The sequence below is a fragment of the Pseudomonas iridis genome (assembly GCF_017980685.1).
GTDB lineage: Bacteria > Pseudomonadota > Gammaproteobacteria > Pseudomonadales > Pseudomonadaceae > Aquipseudomonas > Aquipseudomonas iridis.
This window is the reverse complement of sequence record NZ_JACXXO010000007.1, coordinates 185118-206139: the sequence shown is the minus strand read 5'-3', so window position 1 is coordinate 206139 and position 21022 is coordinate 185118. Positions and strand designations below refer to the sequence as shown.

Genomic DNA, 21022 nt, shown 5'->3' with positions numbered 1-21022 from the left:
GGCGGCCCGAACGCTCTGGTTCGCAGCCCCGTGTATGCCCTTGAGCTAAATTCATGTGTGGCGATGATCAAGGATGGCCGGGTCAGAAAAACTGACCTTCGTACAACCCAAAAACCCTCAGCCTCTTTTCTACCAAGCTGTGGACGGCGGCAGTGTGCCAGCCGTCACATCATGCACAGGCCTAAATGCCCCTGACGGCGCCGATGAACGCCTGAACTTTTGCGTGATCCTTGATGCCTTTGCTTGCCTCGACCCCACCACTGACGTCGACTGCGTAGGGTTTTACCCGAGCCACGGCGCCTGCGACGTTTTCCGGGGTCAAACCACCCGCCAGAATCAGCGGCTTGCTCAAACCTTGCGGAATCAATGACCAGTCGAACGCCTCGCCGGTTCCGCCGGGCACGCCTTCGACGTAGGTATCGAGCAGTACGCCACTGGCACTTGGGTAAGCATCGACAGCCGCGGCAATGTCATCGCCGGCCTTGACCCGCAGCGCCTTGATATAAGGACGATGCCAGCCTTCGCACTCTTCGGCGGTTTCGTCGCCATGGAACTGCAACAGATCCAGCGGCACGGCATCGAGGATTTCCCCCAACTCGCAACGGCTGGCATTGACGAACAGGCCCACGGTGGTCACAAACGGCGGCAAGGCCCTGATGATTTCCCGCGCTTGCTGCACCGATACTGCGCGCGGACTTTTGGCGTAAAACACGAATCCGATCGCATCAGCCCCGGCTTCGACGGCGGCCAGCGCATCTTCTATGCGGGTAATGCCGCAGATCTTGCTGCGAACGGCTGACATATCGAGAAAAACTCCGAGGCAGAATCCGGGAAAGTCCCGGATGGTAACAAAAGCGCTCGAGGGCGTCAGCCGTCAAGTTCGGAGAAACCCGTAAGGAAATGAGGACCGATAAAACGCTCGGGCAGCGGAAATTCGTCGTGGTACTCGACTTGCACCAGATACAAGCCGTAAGGATGCGCTGTCACGCCGCCAGACCGGCGCTCGCGACTTTCCAGCACTTCCTTCATCCACTCGACCGGCCGCTCGCCAGCACCGATGGTCATCAGGACGCCGGCGATGTTGCGCACCATGTGGTGCAGGAATGCGTTGGCGCGGATGTCGAGCACGATCATCTTGCCGTGACGGGTCACGCGCAGGTGATGCATCTTCTTGATCGGCGATTTCGCCTGGCACTGGCCGGCACGGAACGCACTGAAATCGTGGGTGCCAATCAGATACTGCGCGGCTTCGGCCATGCGCTCTGCGTCCAGCGGGCGGTGATTCCAGGTGATTTCTTCATTGAGATGGGCCGGGCGAATCTGATCGTTGTAGATCACATAACGATAGCGCCGGGCGATGGCCTTGAACCGCGCATGGAAATGCGCCGGCATCACCCGCGCCCAACTGACACTGATGTCGTGAGGCAGGTTGATGTTGGCGCCCATTACCCAGGCCTTCAGCGAGCGGTCGACCTGCGTGTCGAAATGCACCACTTGTCCGCAGGCATGCACACCCGCATCGGTACGCCCGGCGCACTGCAAGGAAACGGGCGCGTTGGCGACTTTCGACAAGGCTTTTTCAAGCGCTTCCTGCACCGTCGCCACTCCGGTTAACTGACGCTGCCAGCCACTGTAGCGCGAGCCTTTGTATTCAACGCCCAGCGCAACGCGGTAAAAGCCGTCGGGGGCCATTTCGGCGATCGGGTTATCTATGTTTGCCAAGGTGGGACAGCCTGCTGTTTTTGCAAAGGCCGGCATTATAAGGCTGTGGACCGGGGATGCCAGAGAGATCTCTGTCGCCTGATCGGGCCTCATCGCTGGCAAGCCAGCTCCCACAGTTTCTGCGGCGCACACAATACCTGTGGGAGCTGGCTTGCCAGCGATGACAATAGCCAAAACAACACACACTGCGCCCCAAACAAAAACGGCAGCCTCACCGGGCTGCCGTTTTGTTTACCGCAGATTTATTAAAGGCTCGAGAGCATGTCCTTGGCTTCGCCGCGCTGCTTCTCGTCACCCTCGGTCAACACTTCATTGAGGATGTCGCGCGCGCCGTCGCTGTCACCCATGTCGATGTAGGCCTGGGCCAGATCAAGTTTGGTGGCTGCTTCGTCGGTGCCCGCGAGGAAGTCGAAATCGTCTTCACCCAAATCATCACCCAGCGCCGCATCGGCCTCGGTGAACGTCGGCTCGGCGATGCTCTGCGACAGGCGATCCAGCTCGGCGTTGACGTCATCCAGCTCGGCGGCAAATGCATCAGGCTCGCCCGCCGGGTTGGTGTCCATCTCGTCAGACAACGACAGGTCGAAATCGGCCGGCAGCTCCAGATCATCCTGCGGCACATCGGCGACGACCGGTGGCTCTACCGGCGGCAAGTCCTTCACGCCGTCATCCAGATCCAGCAGGAAGTCATCATCGGCCAACGGTGCGGGAACAGGAGCCGGCTCAGCGCCAAGGTCCAGATCCAGGTCGAAATCCGACAGATCATCCAGATTCTCTTTGATGTCGGTCTGCTGTTGCAGCACCGATTCAAAGCTCAGATCGTCGTCCGACGGGAACTCGTCCAGTTCGACAGGCGCTTCGGGCTCAACGACTGGCGCTGGCTCCACCGGAGTGATGTTGTCGAGATCGTCCAGACTCAGGTCGAACGCGCTGTCCAGATCGTCCGTTGCTGGCGACGGCTCAGGCGTTTCGGGCTCATCCAGCAGCAATTCCTTGACGTACTGGGCGTCCAGCTCGGCTGCAATGGCGGCGGCGGCCAAACCACCGGCAACCGCTACTGCCATGGCCGGGAAACGGCTTTTCAGCTCTTCGACCTTGGCGAAGTTGTCGCCATTGGCCACCAACTGACGCTCCTGGCCTACGAAAGCATCGCGATCACCCTGCTGACCATAGACTTCCATCAGCTTCAGACGCAGATCACTGCGCTGCGGCTCAAGGCTGATGCCCTCTTCCAGCAACGCAGCAGCCTGATTCAGACGACCGGCGTTGATGTGCGATTGAGCCTTGTCGAGGACGTCATCGGAGCGCTCGCCTGCCGGGGCAACCAGCGGCGCAGCGATTGGCTCGGCCATGACGATTGGCGCCACAATCGGGGCGACTACTGGCGCAGGCGTTGGTGCCGGAGCAGGAGCCGGAGTGTTGAGTTTGACGCTCGCGGCCGGGGTTTCCAGACCTTCGAAGCTGCTTTCGGGCAGATCGTGCTCGGCGGAGAACTCTTGCTCCTCAGCCAGGGCGCGAGCCATGCGCACATGCTTCTCGGCTTCCTGCTGGGCTTTGCGGCGACGGGCCAGCAGCAACAGCAACAACAGCAAGACCACGGCACCGCCACCGACCAGACCCAGCAAGATCGGATTGGTCAGCAGTTCGTTGAAGGTTTTTTCGTCATCAGCGACAGGTGTAGTTTCGACCACCGGCTCGACCACTGGCTCAACTGGCGTCTCGGCCGGCGGTGCAATGGCGGACTCTGGTGTCGGAGCTGCTTCTGCCGGTGTCGCTGGCGGTGTGGCGGCCAACTCGGCAGTGATCGCAGGCACCGCCGGATTAGCGTCTGGAGCAGCGCCCGCCCCTTCGGCCTGCATCTTCGCCAATTGATTGTTCTTCAACTCGATCAGACGTTGCAGCTTGTCCAACTGACTTTGCAGATCGGTCATGCGGCTTTTCAGTTCCTCGTTGTCACGAAGGGTCGTGTCGAGGTTTTCCTGAGTGACCGCGAGCTTGTCGCTCAGGGCCTTGGCGTCGCCCGCAGGGCCTTTGCCGCGCGCCTTGGCGCTTTCAGCAGAAACCAGGCTCAGGTTGTCTTGCGCGTCAGGCGCAGCGCCCGCATTGCCGCGACCACGGTTGGTCGCATCGAGTTGCTGCTGACCGGTGCCAGGTTTGGCCACATAACGACGACCCTGACGCCAGGCTTCGTTTTGTGCTGCGACTTCAGCGATGGCCGCCGACTGTGGCAGCGCAGTGCTTTGCACCGAATCCGGAAGACGCAGGACCTGGCCGACTTTCAGGCGGTTGATGTTGCCGCCGATAAACGCATCCGGGTTCAACGCCTGAATGGCCAGCATGGTCTGCTGCACCGAACCGCCGTTACGGGCCTTCGCCGCGATTTCCCACAGGGTGTCGCGCGGGGTGGTGGTGTATTGCGTCGGGTGAGTGGCGCCGGTGGTCGGTGCAGTGATGGTTTGCGACGGCGCCGGTTGCGCGGCGGCGTCAGCGGTCTGCGGCGAAAACTTCGACGGATCCAGCAGTACGCTGTAATCGCGCAACAAGCGGCCATTTGGCCACATCACCTGGACGAGGAATTTCACCATCGGTTCCGACAGTGGCTTGCTCGAGGTCACGCGCAGCACGCTTTTGCCGCCGGCGTTGAGTACGGGGGTGAACGTCAGATCATTGAGGAAGGCCTGGCGGTCGACGCCGGCCTTGGCGAAGTCTTCCGGCGAAGCCAGGCTCGGCACCACTTCGGCAGCGGTGAGATCCTTGACGTCGAGCAGCTCGATTTCAGCCACCAGCGGCTGGTTCAGGGTCGACTTCAGGGTCAGCTCCCCGAGCCCGAGGGCATGCGCCATACCGGAGGACAGCGCCGAGGCGGCCGCTATTGCTAACACCAGTTTGCGAACTTGAACCATAGCCTCATCCTTTGTTTGAACGTTCCTCGGCCAGCGAGAAGATGTTGAATACCGCTGCCGTAAGGCATTGCGCGCGACGACGACAGACTGCCGCGCGCGATCATTTCTTTGATGCCCCGGAAAGTCCCGGAGGGTGACACGTTATCAACTGCTTCGGCCAAGCATAGCGCCCAGCTAGAATCAGTCGACAAATTGTTGCCAAGTATCTTTTACAGCAGGTCTTTTATCAACAACTCGGCAACCTGCACAGCATTGAGTGCTGCGCCTTTGCGCACGTTATCTGACGTCAGCCACAGATTAAGTTCCGCCGGGTCATCGACACCACTGCGAACACGACCGACATAGACCACGTCCTGACCCACCGCGTCTCCGACTGCCGTCGGGTAATCACCCGCATCGACCAGTTCAATGCCCGACGCAGCTTCCAGCGCAGCATTGACCTTTTTCAGGTCGACGGCCTGCGCTGACTGCAAAGTCACGCTAAGGCTATCGCCAAAAAATACCGGGGCTTGAACGCAACTTGCGGAAATCTTCAATAAAGGCTGTGCCAGCACCTGACGCAACTCACGCACCAGGCGTTTTTCCAGCAGCGTATGGCCCTGCGCGTCAGGCGTGCCGACCTGGGCCAGCAGGTTGAACGCCATCTGCCGATCAAAAAACTTGGGCTCCAACGGGCGCATGTTCAGCAGCTCGGCGGTCTGACGTGCCAGCTCGGCGACGGCTTCACGCCCCTGGGCGGAAACGGCCAGATTGGCGGTGACGTTGACGTATTGCAGATCGATCAGATCGAGCAACGGCGCGAGCACCACGGCAAGCGCAGTCGCCGACGGGCTCGGACTGCTGACCTGGAATGGCGCTTTCAAACCGGCGAGCACATCAGCATTGGCTTCCGGCACCACTTGCGGCGCCTGATCGGCCGGCAAGGCGCCGGACAGGTCGATCAGCGAGCAACCGGCGGCGTGGGCGCGGGCGGCGTAGCTCAGGGTGATGGCTGGACCGGCGGCGAAGAACACCAGTTTGACCTTGCTGAAATCGAATTCGTCGACCTCACGCACGCGCACGTTCTTGTTACGGAACAGCACCGAGCTGCCGGCGGATTCGCTGCTGGCCAGCAGGTGCAGGTTGCCGATCGGGAAATTACGCTCTTCAAGAATCTGTACGAGGGTTTCGCCGACAGTACCGGTGGCGCCGATCACGGCAATATCAAGGGTCTGGGTCATGGTGCGGCCTCTGGCGAAACGGGGGGAGCGGCACTTTACCGGGTGACTGGCGCACAGGCAATTTCTGCCGGGGATTTGCAGTGTCTGTTCTGGCCTCATCGCTGGCAAGCCAGCTCCCACAGGGGGCTGTGTGGGACACAGATGTTTTGTACATACCTGAAACCTGTGGGAGCTGGCTTGCCAGCGATGAGGCCAGACCTGACACTCAAGAAATTTCAGGCATAAAAAACCCGCGCCTCTCGCAAGGCGCGGGTTGTTCATTGCTTCAAACGATCAACGCTCAAGCAAAATCCGCAGCATGCGACGCAGCGGTTCGGCCGCGCCCCACAGCAGCTGGTCGCCGACGGTGAAGGCGCCCAGATACTGGGTGCCCATGTTCAGCTTGCGCAGACGACCGACCGGAACATTCAGGGTGCCGGTGACCTTGGTCGGGCTCAGCTCCTGCATGCTGATCTCGCGCTGATTTGGTACCAGTTTGACCCAAGGGTTGTGCTGGCTGATCAGCCCTTCGATGTCGGCGATCGGGACGTCTTTGTTCAGCTTGATGGTCAGCGCCTGGCTGTGGCAACGCATGGCGCCGATGCGCACGCAGATGCCGTCGACCGGGATCGGGCTCTTGAAGCGACCGAGAATCTTGTTGGTCTCGGCCTGGGCTTTCCACTCTTCGCGGCTCTGGCCGTTCGGCAGTTCCTTGTCGATCCATGGGATCAGGCTGCCGGCCAACGGTACGCCGAAGTTTTCGGTCGGGTAGGCTTCGCTGCGCATGGCATCGGCTACACGACGGTCGATGTCGAGGATCGCGCTGGCAGGATCGGCCAGTTGCTCGGCAACAGCGGCGTGGGTCGCGCCCATTTGCTTGATCAGCTCACGCATGTTCTGCGCGCCGGCACCGGAGGCCGCCTGATACGTCATGGCGCTCATCCACTCGACCAGCCCGGCCTCGAACAGACCACCGAGGCCCATCAGCATCAGGCTGACGGTGCAGTTGCCGCCGATGTAGTTCTTGGTGCCCGCATCCAGTTGCTGGTCGATGACCTTGCGGTTGACCGGATCAAGAATGATGACCGCGTCATCGTTCATGCGCAGGCTGGAAGCCGCGTCGATCCAGTAACCCTGCCAGCCGGCTTCGCGCAGCTTGGGGAACACTTCGCTGGTGTAGTCGCCGCCCTGGCAGGTCAGGATCACGTCGAGGGTCTTCAGCTCTTCAATGCTGTAAGCGTCCTTGAGCGGAGCAATGTCCTTGCCCACGGACGGGCCTTGGCCACCGACATTGGAAGTGGTGAAAAACACCGGCTCGATAAGATCGAAATCCTGCTCTTCCAGCATCCGCTGCATGAGCACGGAACCGACCATACCGCGCCAACCGATCAGACCTACACGTTTCATCGCAACTACACCTTCTTGAAAAGTGGGCCGCTGCTTTGTATTGAATTTCGCAGCGGGCCCGAGAGATTACAGATTCCGCAGCGCGGCGACTACTGCGTCGCCCATTTCCTGCGTACCGACTTTGGTGCAACCGGCCGAATGGATATCACCGGTGCGCAGGCCCTGATCCAGAACCACGCTGACAGCTTTCTCGATGGCATCGGCCGCGTCATGCAGATTGAAGCTATAACGCAGCATCATCGACACCGACAAAATGGTCGCCAACGGGTTGGCAATGCCCTTGCCGGCAATGTCCGGCGCCGAACCGTGGCAAGGCTCGTACATGCCCTTGTTGTTGGAGTCGAGCGAGGCCGACGGCAGCATGCCGATGGAACCGGTAAGCATCGAAGCTTCGTCGGAGAGGATGTCGCCGAACAGGTTGTCGGTGACGATCACGTCGAACTGCTTCGGTGCGCGCACCAGTTGCATGGCGGCGTTGTCGACGTACATATGGCTCAGTTCGACTTCTGGATAATCTTTAGCAACCTGCTCGACCACTTCACGCCACAGTTGGCTGGAAGCCAGCACGTTGGCCTTGTCCACCGAGCACAGCTTCTTGCCACGCACCATGGCCATGTCGAAACCGACGCGGGCGATGCGGCGGATCTCGCTTTCGCTGTATGGCAGGGTGTCATAGGCCTGACGCTCGCCGTTTTCCAGCGTACGAGTGCCGCGCGGCGCGCCGAAGTAGATACCGCCGGTCAGCTCGCGGACGATCAGGATGTCCAGGCCGGCAACGATTTCCGGCTTCAGGCTCGAAGCATCGGCCAGTTGCGGGTACAGGATCGCCGGACGCAGATTGCCGAACAGGCCCAGTTGCGCACGGATTTTCAGCAGACCGCGCTCAGGGCGGATGTCACGCTCGATGGTGTCCCATTTCGGGCCACCGACAGCGCCAAGCAGCACTGCATCGGCAGCGCGGGCACGGTCGAGGGTTTCGTCGGCCAGTGGCACGCCGTGCTTGTCGATGGCCGCGCCACCGATCACGTCATGGCTCAGCTCGAAACCCAGGCTGTACTTGTCGTTGGCCAATTCCAGCACCTTGACCGCTTCGGCCATGATTTCCGGACCAATACCGTCGCCTGGGAGAATCAGAATCTGCTTGCTCATGCTTTCCTCGTGTCTTCAGTCGGTGCGCCATCAACGGACGCGCCCGGAAAAATTCTTGTCGTTCTAAAACTGTTTTTCAGCCCAGAGTACGATCACATCTGTACTGAACGAGCCATCGGCTTCGATCTCGAAATATTCGCGCACTTCGTTGCCCATCGACTGCTGCAACTGGCGGATCGCGGCGCGCATCACTTCAGGTGTGCGCATGCGCTCGACCCAACTGCTGTACTCCAGACGCAGACGTTGCCGCGCAGTGCTACGCGTATGCAAACCCGCCTCGCTGACCTGCCGCAACCACTCGCCGGCAGAATAATCGCGCACATGGCTGGTGTCGCGCAGCACTTCGACGCTTTGCAGGTAAGTGTCGAACAACGGGCTGCCCGGCGACAACACATCGACGAACGCCGCCACACCACCCGGCTTCAGCACCCGGCGTACTTCTCGCAGGGCCACACCGAGATCGCTCCAGTGATGCGCCGAATAACGGCTGAACACGAAATCGAATTCGCCATCGGCAAACGGCAGACGCTCGGCGGCCCCGTTGACCGTGGCGATATTGCTCATGCCACGATCGACGGCAGCAGCCGCCACGACGTCGAGCATCTGCTGCGACAGGTCATAGGCGACCACTTCCCTGACCAGCGGCGCCACGTGAAAACTCACATGGCCGGCGCCACACCCCAGGTCCAGCAACCGGGCGTCGCCCTGCCCTGCCAGTTCAGCTTGTAGCAGTGCGAATTCGGTACCTTGCGCGTGAACGGCGCTGCTCAGGTAGGCGGCGGCCTGTTCACCGAATTGCTTTTGTACAACCTGACTGTGCTGGGCGGTGCTGGTCATGGGGACTTTCCTTGAATCTTGTGGTGCTTGTTCCGGCCTCATCGCTGGCAAGCCAGCGATGGGGCCGGCCCTGACTACATCAATCTCGAATCAATCACGCGTCGCGGAACAACCACGGCTGGCTCACGCGATGCTTCGCTTCAAACGTCGCAATCGCTTCGTGGTCTTGCAAGGTCAGGCCGATATCGTCCAGACCGTTGAGCAGGCAATGCTTGCGAAACGCATCGATCTCAAAGCGGTAAACCTTGCCATCCGGACGCGTCACGGTTTGTGCTTGCAGGTCGACCTGCAATTGATAGCCCGGCTCAGCTTCAACCTGCTTGAACAGCTCATCGACTTCAGCGTCGCTCAAGATGATCGGCAGCAAGCCGTTCTTGAAGCTGTTGTTGAAGAAGATGTCGGCGTAGCTCGGCGCGATGATGCTGCGAAAACCGTACTCTTCCAGCGCCCATGGCGCGTGTTCACGACTGGAGCCGCAACCGAAGTTCTCTCGGGCCAGCAATACGCTGGCGCCTTGGTAACGCTCGGCGTTGAGCACGAAGTCCTTGTTCAACGGGCGCTTGGAGTTGTCCTGATACGGTTGCCCGACATCGAGGTAACGCCATTCATCGAACAGGTTCGGGCCGAAACCGGTGCGCTTGATCGACTTCAAGAACTGCTTGGGAATGATCTGGTCGGTGTCGACATTGGCACGATCCAAAGGCGCGACAAGGCCAGTGTGCTGGGTAAATGCCTTCATCGTTACTGTGCTCCTTGAATCAATTCACGAACGTCGATAAAGCGACCGTTCACCGCCGCAGCCGCCGCCATCGCCGGGCTGACGAGGTGGGTGCGGCCACCGGCGCCCTGACGGCCTTCGAAGTTACGGTTGGACGTCGAGGCGCAATGCTCGCCGGACTCCAAACGGTCCGGGTTCATCGCCAGACACATTGAGCAACCGGGTTCACGCCATTCAAAACCGGCTTCGAGGAAAATCTTGTCCAGACCTTCAGACTCGGCCTGCGCCTTCACCAGACCCGAGCCCGGCACGACGATGGCTTGCTTGATGGTCGAAGCCACCTTGCGGCCCTTGGCAATGACAGCGGCGGCGCGCAAATCTTCGATCCGCGAGTTGGTGCAGGAACCGATGAATACGCGATCGAGTTGAATGTCGGTGATCGCCTGATTGGCGGTCAAACCCATGTATTTCAGGGCGCGGACGATCGAGTCGCGTTTGACCAGATCCATTTCCTTGTCCGGGTCCGGCACGTTCTGATCAACGGCCAAGACCATTTCCGGCGAAGTGCCCCAGCTGACTTGCGGCTTGATCTGCGCGGCGTCGAGTTCGACCACGGTATCGAATTTGGCATCGGCGTCGGATACCAGGTCTTTCCAGGACTCGACGGCCATCTCCCACTCGGCGCCTTTCGGTGCGAACGGACGGCCCTTGACGTAATCGACAGTTTTTTGATCCGCCGCGACCAGACCCACGCGGGCGCCGGCTTCGATGGACATGTTGCAGATGGTCATGCGGCCTTCGACGGACAAATCGCGAATCGCGCTGCCGGCGAATTCGATGGCATGGCCGTTACCGCCGGCGGTGCCGATCTTGCCGATCACCGCGAGGACGATGTCCTTGGCGGTCACGCCGAACGGCAATTGGCCTTCGACGGACACCAGCATGTTTTTCATTTTCTTGGCGACCAGGCACTGAGTGGCGAGCACGTGCTCGACCTCGGAAGTGCCGATACCGTGAGCCAGAGCGCCGAACGCGCCGTGGGTCGAGGTGTGCGAGTCGCCGCAGACCACGGTCATGCCCGGCAAGGTCGCGCCCTGCTCCGGGCTGATCACGTGGACGATGCCTTGGCGGACGTCGTTCATCTTGAACTCGACGATGCCGTATTCATCACAGTTGTCATCGAGGGTCTGAACCTGCAAACGCGAGACCTGGTCGGCGATGGCTTCGATGCCACCCTTGCGCTCCGGGGTCGTCGGTACGTTGTGGTCCGGGGTCGCGATGTTGGCATCGATGCGCCAAGGCTTGCGCCCGGCCAGACGCAGACCTTCAAAGGCTTGCGGCGAAGTCACTTCGTGAATGATGTGACGATCGATGTAGATCAACGCAGAGCCATCGTCGCGCTGCTTGACCAAATGCGAATCCCAGAGCTTGTCGTAGAGCGTTTTGCCGGCCATCAGACGGTTCCTCATCAGCTTGTTTCTATGCCCTGGGTATTTGAGAGATTCAATAACCCTTTGGCTTGTGAGGTCGATCCTATGGGGTTAGATTAAATAACTCAAATTCATATTTTTTATGCTTTGGATAACCAACTGGAATACCACCATGGATCTGGCCAACCTCAACGCTTTTATCGCCATCGCCGAGACCGGCAGTTTCTCCGGCGCCGGTGAACGGCTGCACCTGACGCAACCGGCCATCAGCAAGCGTATTGCCGGTCTGGAGCAGCAACTCAAGGTGCGTCTGTTCGATCGACTGGGTCGCGAAGTCGGCCTGACCGAGGCTGGCCGCGCCCTGCTGCCGCGGGCTTATCAGATTCTCAATGTGCTGGACGACACCCGTCGCGCATTGACCAACCTGACCGGCGAAGTCAGCGGCCGCCTCACATTGGCCACCAGTCATCACATTGGCCTGCACCGCCTGCCGCCGCTATTAAGGGAGTTCACCCGCTGCTACCCACAGGTCGCGCTGGATATTCAGTTTCTCGATTCGGAAGTGGCCTACGAAGAAATACTCCACGGCCGCGCGGAACTGGCGGTCATCACCCTTGCCCCCGAGCCGCACACGCTGGTCAAAGCCACACCGGTGTGGGATGACCCGCTGGATTTTGTGGTCGCCCCGGAGCATTCATTGATCAGTAATGGCGCCGTCAGTCTGGCGGACATTGCCGGCCATCCGGCGGTTTTCCCCGGCGGCAACACATTTACACACCATATTGTCCAACGTTTGTTCGAGGCCCAAGGGCTGACACCGAATATCGCGATGAGCACCAACTACCTGGAAACCATCAAAATGATGGTCTCCATTGGCCTGGCATGGAGCGTGCTGCCGCGCACCATGCTCGATGAACAGGTGGCAAGCATCGCATTGCCGGGCATACAGCTCAGTCGCCAGCTAGGCTATATCGTGCACACCGAACGGACGCTATCGAATGCAGCAAGAGCGTTTATGGCCTTGCTGGATGCACAAATCGATCTGCCAGGGACTCAGGGCTAACTTGTGCTAATCCTATAGAGCCGCTGCCCCTGTGCCTAAATGCCACCACCCGCTCAAGGCCTGTCGATAATGCCGAAATCTGTTGACCGAATTCCGCCGATGCCGCGCATTCAAGCGATTGACCCGCGACATTCCGAGCAGAGCTGGGAGAGCGCGCCGCAATTGTTGGCAGCGCTGAACGGCGCACGGCTCGGTGCCTGGTATTGGGACATCGAGCGCGGTCAGATCAGTTGGTCACGGGGCACGCAGGCATTGTTCGGCTTCGATCCGCGCCAGCCGCTGCCGGAAGATCTCGAATACCTGGATTTGCTGCCACCCGAAGACCGGGCAAAAACCGTGCGCGCCTTCCACGCGGTAATCGCCGGCGCCCCGCTGGAACAGGCGATGCATCACCGCATCCGCTGGCCCGACGGCAGCCTGCACTGGCTGGAGATCAACGGCAGCCTGCTGCCAGACAAAAACGGCCGCCCCCGAATGATTGGGGTGATTCGCGAAATCACGCACCAGCGGCAACGCGAACAAGCCCTGAGCAGTTCGGAGAAACGTTTCGCCACGCTGTTTCATCTGTGCCCGAACATGGTGCTGCTGACCCGCCAGGAAGACGGTTTGATCAGCGAAGCCAACCAGTATTTCGAAAGCCTGTTCGGCTGGCCGGTGCAAAGCGCGATTGGCCGCACCACCCTGGAACTGGGCCTGTGGGTGCACCCTGAGCAGCGCGGCGAACTGGTCAAAAAAACCAAGGCCAAGGGCGAACTGATCAGCATGGAAGTGCAGTTTCGCGCCAGCAACGGGCAGATCCATGACGGCATTCTCAGTGCGCAAAAGGTCGAACTCGAAGGCCAGCCTTATCTGCTGAGCACGTTCCTCGACACCACCGAGCGCAAAGCGGCGGAACACGCCTTGAAAGACAGCCAGGAACGCCTCGACCTGGCGCTCGACTCGGCGCAGCTCGGCACGTGGGACTGGCACATTCCCAGCGGCATGCTCTATGGCTCGGCGCGCGCGGCGCAATTGCACGGACTGGACCCGAAACCGTTCCATGAATCGTTCGACGAGTTTTTCGAAGGTGTGCCCGGCGAGGAGCGCGACAGCATGCGCGACGCCTATCGCAGCCTGCGCGAAGGCCCGGCGGGCAATTACCAACTGACGTATCGCGTGCAATTGGCGGACGGCAGCTCACGTTATCTGGAAAGCCGCGCCCGCCTCTATCGCGACGACAATGGCGCGCCGTTGCGCATGGCCGGCACTTTGCTCGACATCACCGATCAGGTCGAACGCGAACAACGCCTGGTGGCCTCGGAAGAGAAGTTCGCCACGCTGTTCCAGGTCAGCCCCGACCCGATCTGCGTCACCCGTCAGGACAGCGGCGAGTTCATCGAAATCAACAACAGTTTCACTCAGACCTTTGGCTGGAGCGCCGCCGACGTAATCGGCCGCACCGCCGAAGACATCGGCCTGTGGGACGCATCGGCGAAAAGTCTGCAGCGCATCGAACGGGTGATCCGCGAACAGGGCCTGAGCAATGTCGCGATCATCGTCCAGCACAAGGACGGCCAGTCGTTGACCTGTGTGATTTCCAGTCGGCAGATCAGCGTTGGCGATCAACCGTGCATCGTCACCACATTGCGCGATATCACCCAGCAGCAACGCTCGGAAGCGGCTCTGAAAGCCAGCGAAGAGAAGTTCGCCAAGGCGTTTCACTCCAGCCCCGACGCCATCACCATCACCGAGCGCGACACCGGGCGCTATCTGGAGGTCAACGACGGTTTCTGTCGCCTCACCGGATATCGCGCCGATGAAGTGGTGGGTAAAACCGTGTATCAGGTCGGGATCTGGGCCGAGGAGAAACAGCGTTCGGCCCTGCTCGCCGAATTGCAGATCAAGGGTCGCGTGCACCACCAGGAAATGCTCGGGCGCAACAAGCGCGGGGAAATCCTCACGGTGGAAGTCTCGGTGGAGCCTATCACCCTGAATGAAACGGCTTGCCTGCTGCTGACGGCCCGAGACGTCAGCCTGTTGAAAAACGCTGAAGCACAAATCCGCCATCTGGCTTACCACGATCCGCTGACCAACCTGCCCAACCGTGCGTTGTTGATGGATCGGCTGAGCCAGCAGATCGCCCTGCTCAAACGCCACAACCTGCGCGGTGCCCTGCTGTTTCTCGATCTCGATCACTTCAAGCACATCAATGACTCACTCGGCCATCCGGTCGGTGACACGGTGCTGAAGATCATCACGGCGCGGCTCGAAGCCAGTGTGCGCATGGAGGATACGGTGGCGCGCCTGGGCGGCGATGAGTTCGTGGTGTTGCTCAGTGGCCTGGAGGGCACGCGCAATGAAGTCACCTTGCAGGTACGCGAACTGGCCGACACCCTTCGTGAACTGCTCTCGGAACCGATGTTCCTCGACGGCCAGCGCCTGCAAGTCACACCAAGCATCGGCGTGGCGCTGATCCCAGATCACGGCTCTACCCCGACCGACCTGCTCAAACGTGCGGACATTGCCTTGTACCGAGCCAAGGATTCCGGGCGCAACACCACGCAGATGTATCACAACACCATGCAGAAAGCGGCCAGCGAACGTCTGCGCATGGAGACCGACTTGCGCCTGGCGCTGTCGCGCGGCGAATTCAGGGTGCATTTCCAGCCGCAAATCGACGCGCAGGACAATCGCATCATCGGCGCCGAAGCCCTGGTGCGCTGGAACCACCCGAAACTCGGCGCACAGTCACCGACCGAGTTCATCAAGGTTCTGGAAGACAGCGGTCTGATTCTGGAAGTCGGCACATGGATACTCGATGAAGCCTGCTCGGCGTTCAAACAACTGATCGCCCTGCAACTGGTCGACCCGCTCAATTTCAGCTTGTGCGTCAACATCAGCCCGCGCCAGTTCCGCCAGAACGACTTCGTCGAGCGTATCGAACAAAGCATGGTCAGCCACGGCCTGCCGTGCTCGCTGCTGAAACTGGAGATCACCGAAGGCATCGTCATTCAGAACCTGGAGGACACCATCAGCAAGATGCGCCGCCTGAAAAAGCTCGGTGTGAGTTTCGCCATGGACGACTTTGGCACCGGTTATTCATCGCTGACTTACCTCAAGCGCTTGCCGGTGGACACGTTGAAAATCGATCAGTCGTTTATCCGCGATGCGACCACTGACCCGAACGACGCGGAGATCATCCGCGCCATCGTCGCCATGGCCCGCAGCCTGAAACTCGAAGTGATCGCCGAAGGCGTGGAAACCCCGGAGCAGCTTGAGTTTTTGCAGGGCCTGGGTTGCCATTTGTACCAAGGGTATCTGCACAGTCGGCCATTACCGCTGGAGGACTTGAAAAAGCTGCTGACATAACGCGCTCAGCTTGGACCCGGCCAACAATTGCCAGTGTTGGCGGCAACCTGTAGGGTCGCGTTTTTTGCGCCGTTTCGAGATCAATCATGCAGGATGCAACCCTCCCACGCCCGGCCCTGCTGGGCATCGACCTTGGCACCACCAACAGTCTTATCGCCGTCTGGCAGGACGGTCAGGCACGGTTGATTCCCAACGCCCTCGGCGACGTGCTGACCCCATCGGTGATCAGCCTCGATGAGGACGACACGATTCTGGTCGGCAAAGCTGCGCGCGCCCGACTGACCTCGCATCCGGAACGCAGCGCCGCGGCATTCAAGCGCTTCATGGGCAGCGACAAGCAGATTGAACTGGGTAGTCGTCAGTTCAGCCCCGAAGAATTGTCGGCACTGGTGCTCGGCTCACTCAAGCAGGACGCCGAAGCCTTTCTCGGCCACCCGGTATCCGAAGCAGTGATTTCCGTACCGGCGTATTTCAGTGACGAGCAACGCAAACGCACGCTGTTTGCCGCCGAACTGGCTGGTTTGTCCGTGACGCGCCTGATCAACGAGCCGACCGCTGCTGCCATGGCCTATGGGCTGCACGAGCAGAAATTCGAACGCACACTGATTTTCGATCTGGGCGGCGGCACCTTCGATGTCACGGTGCTGGAATATGCGCTGCCGCTGATCGAAGTGCATGCGTCCACCGGCGACAACTTCCTCGGCGGCGAAGATTTCACCGCCGCGCTGTTGCAGGCCTGCCTCAAGGCCTGGCAATTGACCCCGTCAATGGTCGATGCACAGGGCATGGCCAGCCTGGGTGATGCGCTGGAACAGCTCAAGTGCAAACTCGGTGAAGGTACGCAGCATTTGAGTTGGCGTCATGCAGACAAGACATTTGAATGGTCGCTGGATGAAGCCGCTGCGGTGAAGATCTGGGAGCCACTGCTCGGCCGCTTGCGCGCACCGATCGAACAAGCCCTGCGCGATGCCCGGCTCAAGCCCCGCGATCTCGACAGCCTGGTATTGGTGGGGGGTGCCACGCGAATGCCGGCGGTGCAGCAAATGGTCGCCACGCTGTTCGGGCGCCTGCCTTATCGTCATCTGGATCCCGATACCCTTGTCGCGCTCGGCGCGGCGACGCAAGCGGCGTGCAAGGCGCGCGACGGTGCGGTGGAAGAGCTGATCCTGACGGACGTCTGCCCTTACACACTGGGCATCGAGACTATGCGCGGCAAGGGTATCGAAGGCGCCTTCTCGCCCATCATCGAACGCAACACCATCATTCCAACGTCTCGGGTGGAGCGCTATTACACAACGCATCCGCGGCAGGAAAAAATCCGCATTGCGGTGTATCAGGGCGAACGTCCATGGGTACGCGACAACATTCTTATCGACGCTTTCGATGTCACGCTGATGCCCACCGAGCAGATCCAGCAACTGGATGTGCGTTTCAGCTACGACATCAATGGCTTGCTCGAAGTTGACGTCACGTTGCTGGAAACAGGTGCACGGTACAGTCACAGCATCGACCGCAGCCCCACCGGACTCGATGAACAGGCTCGACAAAACAGTCATGACCGGCTCGCCGCACTCAAGGTTCACCCGCGCGATGCACTACCCAACCGCACGCTGCTGGCACGTCTGGAGCGCGCATGGATGCAGAGCCTGGGGACGGAGCGCGAGCGCATTGCCGAATGGCTGCACAGTTTCACCACCGTGCTCGGCGGCCAGCAATCGTCAGAGATCGCCAGCCACCGCGCACAGCTCAACAGCGCGCTCGATGAGTTGCGCCTCTAGCCAATGAGCCGACGCAACGCTGCCTGCAATCCACCGGACAATGGATCCTCACGGAAACTCTCCGGTGGCACGCCGTAGCGATTGGGCAGCTTCTCGCCAGGAAAACCGAACAGCACCAGCGGCAGAAAAGGCAAAACCGGCGTCAGCCCCGCGAGCACCAGAAAGGTCGCGACGCCTCGGCCCATGTCGTGCAGGCGCCGCAGCATGGCGCTGAGCAACAGCAGCAGCGCTACGGCCAACACAACGAAGGCCGAAGTCATTGAGCCACTGAACAATGCCAGCAGCGGCGTCAGCAATACGATTCCGATCACTTGCCCGACAAATGCCTCACGCCCCAACCGTGTGCCCAGGCGCCAGAACGCCGTGGCGGCGACCGGACGTGTGTCGGCCTTGGCCAACAACAAGCGTTCGGACCACGACAGCAATGCGCTGAAGGCAAACCGTAAACCGAGCCCGTTCTGCGTATCGTCCTTGGCGCGTTGCAGGCGCATCAGGGTTTTCTGGCGTGGCACGCCGGCATTGCCGTAAAGCACCAGGTCCTTGAGCACGTCGAGCGCCAGGTAAAACGCATCGATGTCGTTAACGCCTTCGTTTTCCAGAGCCTCGCGTGGTGGGCGCGCCGGCTCGCCTTTGATCAGACTGTGGCGGAAACCATCGAACCAATCCTGGGGATTGACGATTTCGGTAATTCTGTCGAGCAGAAAGCGCCGCTGTCTGGCGTCAAACAGTCCGCAGTGATAGAGCACTGCCGTCAGGAGCATTCGTCCCAGCAGATCATCGTCAAATGCACTCAGTTCGCTGCGCATGCATTCGAACAGGCGGTCGTTGCTCAACAGTCGCAGGCTGGCAAGCGCTTCCTGCACACCGCACATTTGCCGGGCCAGCAGCGCATGCACCGGGTCCGCCGTTTGCAGCAGGCCGAGCAAGCCCTCGCAGTTACCCTGCTCACGCAGTAAGCGTTGCAACAACGGCTGCAACCGACTGAGCGGATGGGCCGGGTTGTAGGGCAGTTGCTCCAGCCATCGCGCATCGATCAATGGCAACCAACGCTCGGTTTGCCCCAGCAACGCCAACAGAAACAGCGTTTGAGCGTGCCATTGCCACAGCGCCTCTGCCGCCCCCGGCGGCGGCAACTGCACATCGCCCTGGCTCAGTTGCAGCAGCAGCGCCAGCTCTGACAAATCGAGGGTGGCGTGCGCCTCGTTCAGTTTGAAATCTTCGGCAATGCGCTCGAGCGCGGTGCGACTGTAAGGAAGCAATCTGCGTAACCAGAGTCGGCAGAGGCTGTGAGCAAAACCTTCCTTCAGGGCTTCGGGCAGTTGGGGCGAAACCGCGTTCGCATCGGTGTAGGCGCTCATCGCCAACGGGATCGGTGCTTGCGTCAACCAACGCACATGCTGCTCAGCCTGTTGCTTGAATCCGCTCAGCACCAACGCCTCAAGGGCATCCATCGACAACGGTTCGTCGAGCATTTGCTGTAACAGCGGCACGTCACCGCGATGCAGTGCCCAGGCATGTCGATAGAGTCGCTGCAACCTTGGGTCGTCATGATTGCCAAGCAACAGTGCCAGCAACGGCAGCTCATCGTCGCTCATGCGCCAGTCGACGAAGGCCTTGGCCAGACCCTGAAGTTCGAGGCTGCCAATGCCCACCCATCGCGCCAGGGTTTCCGGCCTTTGTGAAGGGCTGCCATATTGCTGGCTGACATGGTCGAGCTCGCGGGACCAGTCACTGAAAACCTGCGCTCGATCAAATGCCTGAATCAGCAGCGGCAGAAAATCCGGCTGACGTTCTGCGCACATTGCCATCAAGTGGCTTTCGGCCGTCGGATGACGATGCTCCTGCCAGAGCCGGATCCAGCACGGCCACGCCTGATCGTCCAGGCCCAGTAGAGTGCTTTGACAGGCGAGCAGGTAGAGCCAATCGTCATCCTCAGGGTTTTTGCCCAGCTGCTCTTCGCAACACTGCAGCAGCCCTGCCCCTCCCATGCCCGCCTGAGTGAACTGCGTCACAAGCCGCTTGATGTACGCTTCATCGTTCGGCAACGGCAGGCAGGTGTGCCGACTGGCAAAGTCGGCGAACTCATGGAGCGGACGCTGGGCGAAGATAAAATCGAGACTGCGCGCGTACCACAGGGATTCGGTCTGCGCGGCTTCTGACCAGGCGCTCATCAGATCCGTATCGAACGGATCACCCGCCTTGATCCGTTGCAGAAATGCTTCAACACGCTCTGCGTCGTCAAACGAGAGCTCCAGCAACTGCTGGTCCCAGGCCATGCGCTCGGCCAACAGGTTCGCGCAACGATAGGACAGCGGCCCGGCGTCAGCCAGCCGATGGTACAAGCCCCAACTGAGGTCATCGAGAGACTCGAGAGGCAGTTGATCCAGCCCTCGGATAAACGACTGCCAGGCTGCAAAGTCGAAGCGCCGTAGAGGATCGTCAAGCAACTCGCAGAAATCCACGAAGGCCTGCGGCACCTCGATGATTGTCTGTTCCGGCTCTTCGTATTCCTCGAATTCTTCTGGTTCTTCTTCATCGCCTTCGCGTGCCAGACGCAGCGCTTTTTCGTAGGCCATGCGCAGCGCCTGAAAACCTTCGGGATCGGTCTCCGGGTGATGTTCCGGCAGGCGCGTGCGGTAGGCGTTGCGAATGAGGGTTTCGTCGGTGGTGGGTTCGATGCCCAAGCGGATCCAGCAACTCATGACCAGTCGAACTCCTTGAGCGATTCGGGACGTTGCGGCAAGTCGAGGTCCAGATGCCAAGGCAGGTTTTCCAGAAAAACCGGCATGTTCTGTTGGAGGCCACGAGCGATTTGCACGCTTTTGGGGTTCTCGCCCTGTCGATCCAGCTCGCAGGCAAAGGTGTCGTCGCCCTCGTTCTCACTCCCCCAGAATCCGCGCCCCACCAAAAACCCGTTGAAATAGGATTTCCAGCTGCTGTAGTGATACTGCGCCCTGACCGCCAACCGCCCGTGCAGCCAGGTGCTTTCGGGCAAATCAATCCATTGGTTGCGCACCGCGCAACGCAGCAGGAAACCCATGCGGCCATAGTCCCAGGACAGAATGCCGCCCGGCCCGCACTCGCCAAAAGTGCGACTGGCGAACTCGTGCAGAATGCGCTCACGCGGTTCAAGGGTTTCCAGCAGCGCCCGCCATTCGCCGGGCAGACAGCGCTGCCACGCGTGATAGGCGCCTTTGAGGTGTCTGGCATGACCGGTGTCGGTCATGCGCTGGAACATGCTCAACAATTGCGGCCGGTCATTGATACCCCAGCTGCATTGCAAATCGATAAATTCCGGTGCGGAGTAAAACGCCGGCTCGTCGTATTCGGCGCGGGGATTAAGCGCCACCATCGGTGCAGACAGGGCGCACAGCCAACGCTGTTGAATCTCATCCATGAAAAGGCTCCAGGCCGACCGGCGAGAAAGGGGTCGGCAAAACTGCGCGGATTGTAAAGAGCCGTGCCAAA

The 21022-nt window shown here is 60.3% G+C and carries 14 protein-coding genes; 3 read left to right on the top strand and 11 right to left on the bottom strand.

The features are described 5' to 3' along the window. Nucleotides 1–181: 181 nt before the first annotated feature. From IEQ42_RS14140 to leuC, 9 genes are all read right to left on the bottom strand, one after another. Nucleotides 182–802, bottom strand: a complete 621-nt coding sequence (locus IEQ42_RS14140; protein ID WP_210703924.1) for a phosphoribosylanthranilate isomerase — start codon at nucleotides 800–802, stop codon at nucleotides 182–184. Between the two features lie 65 nt (nucleotides 803–867). Further along, a complete protein-coding gene (truA, locus tag IEQ42_RS14135; protein WP_042558610.1) occupies nucleotides 868–1692 on the bottom strand; it encodes a tRNA pseudouridine(38-40) synthase TruA in 825 nt (274 codons plus the stop codon). 275 nt (nucleotides 1693–1967) lie between these two features. Continuing rightward, entirely contained in the window at nucleotides 1968–4625 is a 2658-nt protein-coding gene (locus IEQ42_RS14130) for a motility hub landmark protein FimV (protein WP_210703923.1), read from the bottom strand. A 209-nt stretch (nucleotides 4626–4834) separates the two neighbouring features. Then, a complete protein-coding gene (locus IEQ42_RS14125; RefSeq protein ID WP_210703922.1) occupies nucleotides 4835–5845 on the bottom strand; it encodes an aspartate-semialdehyde dehydrogenase in 1011 nt (336 codons plus the stop codon). 273 nt (nucleotides 5846–6118) lie between these two features. After that, entirely contained in the window at nucleotides 6119–7231 is a 1113-nt protein-coding gene (asd, locus tag IEQ42_RS14120; protein ID WP_042558607.1) for an aspartate-semialdehyde dehydrogenase, read from the bottom strand. 66 nt (nucleotides 7232–7297) lie between these two features. Next, nucleotides 7298–8380 (bottom strand): 3-isopropylmalate dehydrogenase, encoded by a 1083-nt coding sequence (leuB, locus tag IEQ42_RS14115; protein WP_210703921.1) that lies wholly within the window; start codon nucleotides 8378–8380, stop codon nucleotides 7298–7300. A gap of 63 nt (nucleotides 8381–8443) precedes the next feature. Then, a complete protein-coding gene (locus IEQ42_RS14110) occupies nucleotides 8444–9217 on the bottom strand; it encodes a class I SAM-dependent methyltransferase (protein WP_210622429.1) in 774 nt (257 codons plus the stop codon). Between the two features lie 94 nt (nucleotides 9218–9311). Then, nucleotides 9312–9956, bottom strand: a complete 645-nt coding sequence (leuD, locus tag IEQ42_RS14105; protein ID WP_042558604.1) for a 3-isopropylmalate dehydratase small subunit — start codon at nucleotides 9954–9956, stop codon at nucleotides 9312–9314. A 2-nt stretch (nucleotides 9957–9958) separates the two neighbouring features. Next, on the bottom strand, nucleotides 9959–11389 hold the full coding sequence (leuC, locus tag IEQ42_RS14100; RefSeq protein ID WP_210703920.1) for a 3-isopropylmalate dehydratase large subunit: 1431 nt from the start codon (nucleotides 11387–11389) through the stop codon (nucleotides 9959–9961). Between the two features lie 148 nt (nucleotides 11390–11537). Here leuC and IEQ42_RS14095 point away from each other — a divergent pair, with 148 nt between their 5' ends. The 3 genes from IEQ42_RS14095 to IEQ42_RS14085 all read left to right on the top strand — a co-directional run bounded on the left by IEQ42_RS14095 (nucleotide 11538) and on the right by IEQ42_RS14085 (nucleotide 17554). After that, the gene (locus IEQ42_RS14095) at nucleotides 11538–12428 is read left to right on the top strand and encodes a LysR family transcriptional regulator (RefSeq protein WP_047300450.1); all 891 of its coding nucleotides are present in this window, start codon (nucleotides 11538–11540) and stop codon (nucleotides 12426–12428) included. A gap of 69 nt (nucleotides 12429–12497) precedes the next feature. After that, the gene (locus tag IEQ42_RS14090; RefSeq protein WP_210703919.1) at nucleotides 12498–15776 is read left to right on the top strand and encodes a sensor domain-containing protein; all 3279 of its coding nucleotides are present in this window, start codon (nucleotides 12498–12500) and stop codon (nucleotides 15774–15776) included. 86 nt (nucleotides 15777–15862) lie between these two features. After that, nucleotides 15863–17554 (top strand): molecular chaperone HscC, encoded by a 1692-nt coding sequence (locus tag IEQ42_RS14085; protein ID WP_210703918.1) that lies wholly within the window; start codon nucleotides 15863–15865, stop codon nucleotides 17552–17554. On the opposite strand, the gene IEQ42_RS14080 is transcribed toward IEQ42_RS14085, so the two are convergent. Continuing rightward, complete coding sequence (locus tag IEQ42_RS14080; RefSeq protein WP_210703917.1) at nucleotides 17551–20256, bottom strand: J domain-containing protein; 2706 nt, start codon at nucleotides 20254–20256, stop codon at nucleotides 17551–17553. The genes IEQ42_RS14085 and IEQ42_RS14080 overlap by 4 nt on opposite strands. Continuing rightward, nucleotides 20253–20951 (bottom strand): DUF1266 domain-containing protein, encoded by a 699-nt coding sequence (locus tag IEQ42_RS14075; RefSeq protein ID WP_210703916.1) that lies wholly within the window; start codon nucleotides 20949–20951, stop codon nucleotides 20253–20255. The genes IEQ42_RS14080 and IEQ42_RS14075 overlap by 4 nt, the downstream gene beginning before the upstream one ends. Between the last annotated feature and the right edge of the window lie 71 nt (nucleotides 20952–21022).